Here is a 10129-nt window from a genome sequence, read left to right as displayed (position 1 = left end):
CCCTGGGGTGGTGGGGCTACTGGTCGGAGGAGAAGCGCACCGAGCCTGCCGGGATGCGGGCGTCGCACCAGACGCGGACGCCGTCACGGAGCTCGTTGTCGGCGCCGACCACCGCGCCGTCGCCGACGACCGTGCCGGTGAGGACGGAGCGCCGGCCGACGCGGGCCCGGGTGCCGATGAGCGAGTCGGTGATGACGGCACCCGGTTCGATGACGGCACCGGGCAGGATCGTGCTGCCGAACACCCGCACGCCCTCCGCGACGAACGCGCCCTCGCCCACCACCGTCCCGCCGGTCAGCTTGGCGTCGGGGGCGACCCTGGCCGTCGGCAGGATGAGACGGTCGCCGCAGCGGCCGGGGACGGCGGGCGAGGGGGCGCGGCCCAGGACCAGGTCCGCCGAGCCGCGTACGAAGGCCGCCGGGGTGCCGAGGTCGAGCCAGTACGTCGAGTCGACCAGGCCCTGGAGGTGGGCGCCGGCGGCGAGCAGCTGCGGGAAGGTCTCGCGTTCGACGGAGACCGGGCGGTCCCGCGGGATCGTGTCGATGACCGAGCGGCGGAAGACGTACGCCCCCGCGTTGATCTGGTCGGTGATGATCTCCTCGGGTGTCTGGGGCTTCTCCAGGAAGGCCAGGACCCGGCCGGTCCCGTCGGTGGGGACCAGGCCGTAGGCGCGCGGGTCCGTGACCTTCGTGAGGTGGAGGGAGACGTCGGCGCCGGTCGACTCGTGGGTGTCCACCAGTGCCCTGATGTCCAGGCCCGTGAGGATGTCGCCGTTGAAGACCAGGACCGGTTCGTCGGGGCCGGAGTGCAGCCGGGAGGCGACGTTGCGGATCGCGCCGCCCGTGCCGAGGGGCTCCTCCTCCGTGACGTACTCGATGTGCAGACCCAGTTCGGAGCCGTCGCCGAAGTGCGGTTCGAAGACCTCGGCCAGGTAGGACGTGGCGAGGACGATGTGGTCCACGCCCGCCGCTCTCGCTCTCGCCAGCTGGTGCGTGAGGAACGGCACCCCGGCCGCCGGGACCATGGGTTTGGGCGTGTGCACCGTGAGCGGGCGCAGCCTGGTTCCCTTGCCGCCGACCAGGAGGATGGCTTCTGTCACCTGTCGTCTCTGCTTCCTGCCGGGACCGGCCGAACTGTCTTTCGGCCGGCCAGTGTACGCAGACCGTCTCGTTGGCTTCTTCGGTTGCCGCGCGGTGTCCGCCCCTGGTTCCCGGCTGTCCCCCGACGGCGGTGAATGCGCCCCGCCGAACACGCTCCGGCCGTCAGCGCCCCTGATAGCGGGCCGCGTTCGTGCGGGCGGTGCCGAGCTTGCCGTAGAGCTGCCGCCCTGGGCACTCCGTGGCGAACCCGTCCCGGTGGCCGGAGATCACGTTCAGTCGTACCTTCTTACCTTTTCGGTAGAGATTGCCACCGCCGGACGTCAGATATGTCTTTCCGCTCGGATTGGCCCCGAAGAGACCCAGCTTCCAGGCCGTCAGCCGGGCGATGGCCGTCACCGCCGCGGCGGCCGGCTCGGTGGTGCCGTACGTGCCCAGGACCGCGATCCCCATGCTGTCGGTGTTGAAACCGAGGGTGTGGGCACCCCGGACCGGCTTCGTCACTCCCCCGGCGCGGCCCTCGTAGATGTTTCCGCACTTGTCGACGAGGAAGTTGTAGCCGATGTCCCGCCAGCCCATGCTCTTGACGTGGTAGCGGTAGATACCGCGGATGACTGACGGCGCCTGTGCACACGTGTATGTGTTGCCGGAGGCCGTGTGGTGCACGAAGGCGGCCTTGACCTTCGACGTGTAGACGAACCCCTTCTCCCGCAGCGTCTCGCTCGCGCCCCAGCCGAGCCGGGTGACGATGCGCGGGCGCGGGCCGATGTACGGCGTCGCCCGCTGCCGCTGCGCCGGGTCGGCGGCCGCCAGGGTGCGCAGTTCGTCCACGGTCTGCCGCCGGGTCAGCGCGGGGATCACGGTGGCGCCGAGCGGGACCAGGTCGGCGTTGGCCGACGACGCGGCGGCCGCGGCGGCGGTCAGCCGGACCGCGGCGTCCGATGTTCCGCGCGGGGTACGGGACTTCGCGGCACCGGCGCGCGGCGCGGCCACCGGGGCATGGCGCGGGCCGGAGCGCGCGGCGGCGACGGCCGGGCCCGGCTTCGCGCGCCCCGGGTCGACGAGTTCGAGGCGCAGCCCGGAGGGGAGCCGGGGGCGGGAGCCGGCCGGGGGCACCGCGCGCAGGCTGCGGCCCGCCCGTTGGGCGGAGGCCGGGCCGTGGGCTCCGGACTCGGCGTGGACGCGCACCTCGACCCCGTCCGAATCGCCCACCCACAGGGGCGCGGTGGCGCCCCGCACCCGGACCGAGGCGTACTCGGCGGTGCCGGGGTCGGCGCCATGGTCGCCGTAGTGCGTGTCGACGTCCCGCCAGCCGGACCAGGCACGGGCGCCGGCGGCGCGGGTGCGGACCTGGACACGGCCGCGCAGCTCGGCGTCCGGGTCGTCCCAGACGACGCCGACCAGGGAGAAGCGGTGCACGTCGCGGCGCGGCAGGCCCTGATCCTTGGTCAGGGCGCCCGGGGTGCGGGTGGTGGAACCGCGGTGGTCGGGGGCGAGGGGGACGAGGGGCAGCGACTGGGTGCTGCCGGGCAGGTCCGGCGCCGCGGGGGCGGCCGCGTCGCCGGGCGGGAGCGCGCTCGCGGACACCGTCCTGGGCGCCGCGGCGGCGGGCGGGCTCAGCGGCAGGGCGAGGGCGGCCGCACAGGTGACACCGATCGAAGAAGCAAGCAATCCACGCATGTCGCCGATCCTGGACATAGTCATATATATCTGTCCATCGGAGAACTGACGGTCCGTCGGACCGTGTTCCGCCGAACCGGTGTCCCGCGACCGGGCCGCCGGTGGGAGCGGGCGGCGCCGCCCGCGTACGCTTGCGCGGGTGAACGCCACCGATCGCACCCCTGCCGACCTGCTGCGTTCCGCGCTCGCCGCGGATCCCTCACGCCCCCTGGTGACCTTCTACGACGATGCCACCGGCGAACGCGTCGAACTGTCCGTGGCCACCTTCGCCAATTGGGTGGCCAAGACCGCCAACCTCCTCCAGGACGGACTGTCCGCGGAACCGGGCGACCGCGTCGCGCTGCTGCTGCCCGCGCACTGGCAGACGGCGGTGTGGCTGCTGGCCTGTTCCTCGGTGGGTGTCGTCGCGGACGTGTCCGGGGATCCGGCGCGGGCGGACTTCGTCGTGGCCGGACCCGGGCGGTTCGAGGCGGGGCTCGCGTGCCGCGGGGAACGGTACGCGCTGTCGCTGGCGCCGCTCGGCCGCCGCTTCCTGCCGGGCCCCCCTGACGGCTACGCCGACTACGCGGTGGACGTGCCGACCCATGGCGACCGGTTCGCGCCGTACGTGCCCGTGGACCCGGACGAGCCCGCGCTGATCGTGGCCGGGGCGGAGTTCACGGGGACCGAGGTCGTGGCGCGGGCCCGGGACGAGGCCGCCGGGCTGGGGTTCACCGGGCCCGGGGCCCGGCTGCTGTCCGGGCTGCCCTACGACACGTGGGAGGGGCTGAGCGCCGGGTTGTACGCGGCGCTGGCGAGCGGCGGGTCCGTGGTGCTGTGCCGGCACCTGGAGGAACTCTCGGACGACGGACTGGCGAAGCGGGTGGAGAGCGAGCGGGTGACGGCGGTTCGCGCGGGCCGCTAGCGCGGGGCGGTTCGCCGGAGGCCGGTGGAAGCTGCGGGCCGGCTGCGGCTCGGTGCGCAGTTCCCCGCGCCCCTGGGGATTTTGCCGCAGGGCCGGTGGAGTCCGCGGGTCGGCTGCGGCTGCGTGCGCGGTTCCCCGCGCCCCTTAGGGGGTCGCCCGTTCGGGCTACTCCCGCCCGCAGCCCTGCGGTGGTCGCGCCATGGTCGTAGGAGCAGCACCCTGGTACGCGATGAGGGGGTGGACCCGGACGTGACCGACGACGCGGCGGAAGTCGCCCGGGGCCGGTGCGCCGACGGGGCTCGGTCCTCCGGGAGGTGTCTCGGGCCGGGAGCGGGGGCCACCGCGGAGGGCAGCGGGCTGATACGGCGGCGGCAGCGGCGGTGGCTGCGCGGAGCCGCGACCGGGGTGGCGGTGCTCGTCGCCGGTGCCGTCGGGGCGGGGTGGACGGTGTACGCGAAGCTGAGCGGCAACATCAAGGCCGACGACGCCGCCGCGGCGGAACTCGCCCGGTACGACAAGGAGCGGCCCACCGCCCTCGTGCACGGCGCGCAGAACATCCTGCTGATCGGTTCGGACTCGCGCGCGGGCGCCGGGAACGGGAAGTACGGGCGGGACTCGGGGACCGAGCGGTCGGACACCACCATCCTGCTGCACCTGGCCGCCGGGCGGCACAGCGCGACCGCCGTCTCCCTGCCGCGCGATCTGATGGTGGACGTGCCCTCGTGCCTGCGCCCGGACGGCAGCCACACCGAGCCGACGTTCTCGATGTTCAACTACGCCTTCCAGATGGGCGGCTCGGCCTGCACGGTGCGCACGGTGGAGAAGCTCACCGACATCCGCGTCGACCACTACGCCGTCGTCGACTTCGCCGGGTTCAAGGACATGGTGGACGCCGTCGACGGCGTCCAGGTGTGCCTGAAGGGCCCCATCGCCGACAAGGCCGCCCGGCTGCGGCTGCCCGCCGGCCGCGTCACGCTCGACGGCGAGCAGGCCCTCGGTTACGTCCGCGCCCGCAAGTCGCTCGGCGACGGCAGCGACACCGACCGGATGGACCGCCAGCAGCGGTTTCTCGGAGCGCTGGTCGACAAGGTGCAGAGCGACGACGTACTGCTCGATCCCGGCAAGCTCTACCCGGTGCTGGACGCGGCGACGTCGTCGCTCACCACCGACCCCGACCTGGCGAGCCTGCGCGGCCTCTACGAGCTCGTGCGCGGGCTGCGCGAAGTCCCCGCCAGGCGCATGCAGTTCCTGACCGTGCCGCGGAGGTCGTACGTGTACGACGCCAACCGCGATCAGCTCGTGGAACCCCAAGCGGAACGCCTGTTCGAGAAGCTGCGTCGGGACGCGCCGGTGAAGGTCTCCCGGAATCCGTCGAAGAATTCCGGCGATTCCGCCCTAAATGATCCCACGTCCGCCACGCCCGTCTTCCGGGGCAACACGGCCGCCGAAGACAGCTGCAAGTAAAGCGCTTGCCAAGTTGGCGTACTTTTACGAACGCCAGTTCAAGGAAATGGGCGTATTGCCCGCTTGTAGGAACGTGGAATTTGTCACGGCCGTCGCCTGACGCTGAACTGGGCGGATAGTGTGAGCGATCCCGGTGCCCTGGCCCGCGAGGTCCTGCCTCGGGTCGCGCACTGTGTGACCGTGACCCGAGCGCCTTGAGGGGGGAAAGGCGCCGCGTGGCCCCGACGGAGGATTCGGACAACCGTGGACGCGCAAGGCCGTGGGCGGGCGGACAACATCGACCCCGCAGACCAGTGGGTACTCAATCCGAACACCGGCGAATACGAACTGCGACTGGCTCCTTCCGCTCCGCAATCAGCGGTGCCCCGGCCTCGACGATCCGCGCCACGCGGAGCGGGTGCCGCGGATGTGAACAAGAGCACAGCGCGCAGTCGTACCGCCGCGCCGCCCGGACGGGAGAGGGAGGTGCCGGATCCCGAGATCCCGGCACCGCGCCGACGCCGTGGCGTGCCCGAGGAACCGCCGCCCGGACGGAGGGGGCGGCGGCCGGGGAAGAAGAAGTCGCGTGCGAAGAAGATCCTGCTGTGGACCGGCGGCACGATGGCCTTCGTGCTGGTCGCCGGCGCCGGAGCGGGATACCTCTACATCCAGCACCTCAACAGCAACATCCAGTCGTCCCCGGACGACGGCGCGAGCACCGGTGGCTTCAACAAGGACAAGGCGATCAACATCCTTGTCATCGGCACCGACAAGCGCACCGGCGCGGGCAACAAGGGCTACGGCGACGCCGGCAGCGTCGGCCACGCCGACACCACGATCCTGCTGCACGTCTCCAAGGACCGGACGAACGCGACCGCGCTCAGCATCCCGCGCGACCTGATCGTGAACGTCCCGGACTGCCCGACCACCCAGCCGGACGGCACCACCAAGGTCATCAAGGGCACGGACGGCGTCCGCTTCAACACCAGCCTCGGCCAGGACGAGCGGACACCGAGCTGCACCATGCGCACGGTCACGGAGCTGACCGGGATCACCCCGGACAACTTCATGGTCGCCGACTTCAACGCGGTCAAGACGCTGACCACGGCGGTCGGCGGGGTCGACGTGTGTCTCGCCAAGGACATCAAGGACCCCGACTCGCACCTGAACCTGAAGAAGGGGACCCAGCACATCGAGGGCGAGACAGCGCTCGCCTTCGTGCGCACCCGGCACGCGGTCGGCTTCGGCGGCGACCTGAGCCGGATCACGCTCCAGCAGCAGTTCCTCAGCGCGCTGATGCGCAAGCTGAACTCCAACTCCACCCTCACCAACCCGACGAAGATGGTGAAGGTGGCCGAGGCGGCCACCAAGGCGCTGACCGTGGACTCCCAGCTCGACAGCATCAGCAAGCTGAAGGACCTCGGTCTGGAGATGGGCAAGCTCAACCCCAAGAACCTGACGTTCACCACGGTGCCGGTGCTCGACAACCCGGCCGAGAAGGTGAAGGCCACGGTCGTCCTCAACGAGACCACGGCGCCCACGATCTTCCAGATGATCCAGGAGGACGTGTCCTTCACCGAGGTGGCGGCGCAGAAGAAGGCGGCCAAGAGCAAGGAGGCCGCCGCGGCCGCCAAGCGCCTTGAGGGCACCCAGTCCGCGGCCTCCGAGGTGCGGGTGCGGATCCTGAACGGCGGGGCCGTGGCGGGCAGCGCACAGGAAACACTTAACTGGCTGCAGAATGATGAGGGCGTGACGAAGTCGGAGAACGCGGGCAACGCCCCGGCGACTCTGAGCAAGACAACGCTGGAGTACGCGCCCGACCAGGCCGACCAGGCACGCAAGCTCGCCAAGCTCATGGGTCTCTCCGGATCCGCGCTGAAGCCCGGCAAGAGCGTGACCAACTCACAAGGTCTGCCCGCGATGACGCTGACTCTCGGCAAGGACTTCAAGGGTGCGGGCGTGTCCCTGACCGCGGCGACAAAGGTGCCGGACTCGGTCAGCACGTCCACAGCGGACAAGGTTGAGTGCGCCAAGTGACCTAACGGGTCCGTCTCGCGTCTTAGAACGCGCGGGGTGGACCCGTTGTCGGGCGCAGGGTGGGGAGGCTGGAGTTGGCGCAGAGCATTGTGCGAGGGGAGGCGTCTGCGGTGGACGACACGATGTCGCTCACGCCGCAGAGCCAGGGCACGCCGTCGGACCAGGAACTGTCGGACCAGGAACTGAACGGGGGCGGCGGCAACGGCACCAAGAAGGCGGGCCGCAGCCGCCGGGTGCTGCGCTGGTCGGCGACGGTGATGGCCGTGGTCATACTCGGCACGGCCGGCGCCGGGTACCTGTATTACCGCCACCTCAACGGCAATATCCACAAGGATGCGTTGAACATCGGCGACGAGAAGGACAGAGCCGCCGGCACGAAGGCGAACGCGGCGGGGCAGACCGCGCTGAACATCCTGCTGATCGGTTCGGACGCTCGGGACACCGAGGAGAACCAGAAGCTCGGCGGCGCCAAGGACACCTTCGGCGGCGTTCCACTCGCCGACGTCCAGATGCTGCTGCACGTCTCCGCCGACCGCTCCAACATGTCGGTCGTGAGCATGCCGCGCGACACCCTGGTCGACATACCCAAGTGCACGGACCCGGACACCGGCAAGGTCTACTCGGCCAGCACCACGACCGTGATGGCGAACCAGTCGCTGGGCCGCGGCGGTCCGGGCTGCACGGTGGCGACGTGGGAGAAGCTGACCGACATCCACATCGACCACTTCATGATGATCGACTTCTCGGGTGTGGTCTCCATGGCGGACGCGATAGGCGGCGTCCCGGTCTGTGTGAGCTCCAACGTCTGGTCGCACACCTCCACCGGCCACGGCTCGGGCCTGAAGCTGAAGGAGGGCACGACGTCGGTCAAGGGCAAGCAGGCCCTCCAGTGGCTGCGCACCCGGTACGGCTTCGAGGACGGCAGTGACCTCGCGCGCGCCAAGGCGCAGCACATGTACATGAACTCGATGGTCCGCGAGCTGCGCGCCAGCGCGAAGCTGACCAACCCGACCAAGTTGCAGAGCCTCGCCGAGGCCGCCACGAAGGCGATCACCGTCGACGACGGCCTGGGCACCATCACGAAGATGTACGACCTGGCCGAAGAGCTCAAGAAGGTCCCGACGGACCGCATCACGATGACGACGATGCCGAACGAATACGTCGGCGCGCGCGTGAAGCCCACGGCGGACGCCACGAAGCTGTTCCGCATGGTGCGCGAGGACATCGCCCTCGACGGCAAGGACAAGAAGAAGACCGCCGCCACCGCCACCGCGGAGGCGACCGCGGATCCGGCAGCCGCGGACGACCAGATCGCGGTCCAGGTCCGCAACGGCACGGCCACCGACGCCCTGGCCCCGGTCCCCGGCCGCGCCAAGGCGGTGACCGAGCTGCTGACCGGCAAGGGCTTCACCGAGGCCAAGGCGGACACCTCGGCGGCCACGGCCGAGGCCACCACCCTGATCCGCTACCCGAGCGCCGACCTCAAGGGCGACGCCGAGCGGGTCGCGAAGTCCCTGGGCATCCCGGTGAGCGCGGTGGAGAAGTCCACCTCCGTCTCCGGGATCACGCTCGTGGTGGGAGCCGACTGGCGGTCGGGTACGACGTACAAGGCGCCGGCGGACGAGGACAAGACGCCCGACACGGCGCAGGCGATCAACGCCTCGGACACCTCGCAGTGCATGCAGGTCAACCCGGCCTACACCTGGTAGGACGGCAGTCCCCGGACACACATCGGCCCGGACCGCGGGAGAGCGGTCCGGGCCGAGCCGTATGTCCGAGCGGCAGGCTCTACGCCTCGGCGCCGACGACCGCGGGCCGCCGGGAGGCGATGACCTTCCTGGCCAGCGACCGCGGGCTGGTGAGGAAGCCCCAGCCCCACGACATGTGCATGGTGGCCAGCGCGACGGGGATCTGGAGGCGTGCCTTCAGCGGCAGCCCCTTGCCCGCGGGCACCGACCCGGCGACGATCGCGGCGAGGTAGCCGGCGGGTATGACGAAGCCCCACGGGGTGAGGGCCGCGCCCACGACGACGCCCGCCGCGATCGCGCAGACCGCGGCCGGCGGGGCGAGGTAGCGCAGGTTGATGGAGCCCTCGTGGTAGCGGGCGACCACGTGCCGCCAACGGCCGTAGTCCTTGTACTGCTTGGCGAGCGCCTTCACGCTGGGGCGCGGACGGTACGACACCCTCAGCTCGGGCGAGAACCAGATGAGGCCGCCCGCCTCCCGGATCCGGAAGTTCAGCTCCCAGTCCTGGGCGCGGATGAACTCCTCGTTGTAGCCGCCCTGCCGCTCCAGCGCCTCACGCCGGAAGACGCCCAGGTACACCGTCTCGGCCGCGGCGGCCTGTCCACCGGTGTGGAAGGCGGCGTTGCCGACGCCGACCTTCGAGGTCATGGCCGCGGCGACCGCGTGCTCCCAGTCGTTCTCGCCCTCGGCGTGCATGATGCCGCCGACGTTCTGCGCGCCGGTCTCCTCCAGGAGCCGTACGGCGGTGGCGATGTAGTTCGGCGAGAGCATGCCGTGGCCGTCCACGCGGACCACGACCGGATGGCGGGAGGCCTTGATCGCGGCGTTGAGGGCGGCGGGCGTACGACCGGTCGGGTTGGGCACGGTGTGCACCCGCGGGTCCTCCGCCACGAGCTCGGCGGCGATCTCGTCCGTACGGTCCGTGGACGGACCGATGGCGATCACGACCTCCATCTCGCCCGCGTACTCCTGGGCGAGGATCGCTCGGACGGCCTGCCGGAGATGCCGTTCCTCGTTGAGGACGGGCATGATCACGGAAACGGCGGGAAGCTGCACGTCGGACTTGGCGTTCATCGGTGCTCACGTTACCGCGAACGGGCGACACCGGCGCGCGCCGCCGGGTGCTCCGCCCCGGGCGGCAGATCGTATGGGCCTACTGTGCTCACGGATCGCGTACGGCCTCGTCCGGAGGTGCCCCACTTGTCCACCCCCACCCGTTCTC

At 71.1% G+C, this 10129-nt stretch carries 7 protein-coding genes; 4 read left to right on the top strand and 3 right to left on the bottom strand.

The features are described from left to right. Window positions 1–16 precede the first annotated feature (16 nt). Together manB and FNH09_RS41220 are read right to left on the bottom strand one after the other, a co-directional pair. Window positions 17–1099: a mannose-1-phosphate guanylyltransferase gene (manB, locus tag FNH09_RS41225; RefSeq protein ID WP_162469864.1), complete on the bottom strand. Its 1083-nt coding sequence runs from the start codon at window positions 1097–1099 to the stop codon at window positions 17–19. Between the two features lie 163 nt (window positions 1100–1262). Then, entirely contained in the window at window positions 1263–2777 is a 1515-nt protein-coding gene (locus tag FNH09_RS41220) for a peptidoglycan recognition protein family protein (RefSeq protein WP_202919866.1), read from the bottom strand. A gap of 139 nt (window positions 2778–2916) precedes the next feature. Here FNH09_RS41220 and FNH09_RS41215 point away from each other — a divergent pair, with 139 nt between their 5' ends. The 4 genes from FNH09_RS41215 to FNH09_RS41200 all read left to right on the top strand — a co-directional run bounded on the left by FNH09_RS41215 (window position 2917) and on the right by FNH09_RS41200 (window position 8870). Continuing rightward, on the top strand, window positions 2917–3681 hold the full coding sequence (locus tag FNH09_RS41215; RefSeq protein ID WP_162469863.1) for a TIGR03089 family protein: 765 nt from the start codon (window positions 2917–2919) through the stop codon (window positions 3679–3681). A gap of 357 nt (window positions 3682–4038) precedes the next feature. Further along, window positions 4039–5145 carry an LCP family protein gene (locus FNH09_RS41210; protein WP_202919867.1) on the top strand — a complete coding sequence of 369 codons (1107 nt, stop codon included), beginning with the start codon at window positions 4039–4041 and terminating at the stop codon, window positions 5143–5145. 243 nt (window positions 5146–5388) lie between these two features. Next, a complete protein-coding gene (locus tag FNH09_RS41205) occupies window positions 5389–7161 on the top strand; it encodes an LCP family glycopolymer transferase (protein WP_162469861.1) in 1773 nt (590 codons plus the stop codon). 122 nt (window positions 7162–7283) lie between these two features. Next, window positions 7284–8870 carry an LCP family protein gene (locus FNH09_RS41200; RefSeq protein ID WP_152894992.1) on the top strand — a complete coding sequence of 529 codons (1587 nt, stop codon included), beginning with the start codon at window positions 7284–7286 and terminating at the stop codon, window positions 8868–8870. 79 nt (window positions 8871–8949) lie between these two features. Here FNH09_RS41200 and FNH09_RS41195 read toward each other — a convergent pair whose 3' ends face one another. Next, window positions 8950–9981 (bottom strand): glycosyltransferase family 2 protein, encoded by a 1032-nt coding sequence (locus FNH09_RS41195; RefSeq protein WP_152894991.1) that lies wholly within the window; start codon window positions 9979–9981, stop codon window positions 8950–8952. Window positions 9982–10129: the final 148 nt, after the last annotated feature.

Source organism: Streptomyces adustus (genome assembly GCF_009377175.1).
GTDB lineage: Bacteria > Actinomycetota > Actinomycetes > Streptomycetales > Streptomycetaceae > Streptomyces > Streptomyces adustus.
The sequence above is the reverse complement of the archived record's forward strand: the minus strand, read 5'-3'. Positions and strand labels throughout refer to the sequence as shown.

What these genes read in the sequence shown, in the direction of transcription:
- FNH09_RS41200 (WP_152894992.1), top strand. Translation starts at nt 7,284, where the DNA reads ATGTCGCTCACGCCGCAGAGCCAGGGCACGCCGTCGGACCAGGAACTG.
- FNH09_RS41195 (WP_152894991.1), bottom strand. Translation starts at nt 9,981, where the DNA reads ATGAACGCCAAGTCCGACGTGCAGCTTCCCGCCGTTTCCGTGATCATG.
- FNH09_RS41220 (WP_202919866.1), bottom strand. Translation starts at nt 2,777, where the DNA reads ATGCGTGGATTGCTTGCTTCTTCGATCGGTGTCACCTGTGCGGCCGCC.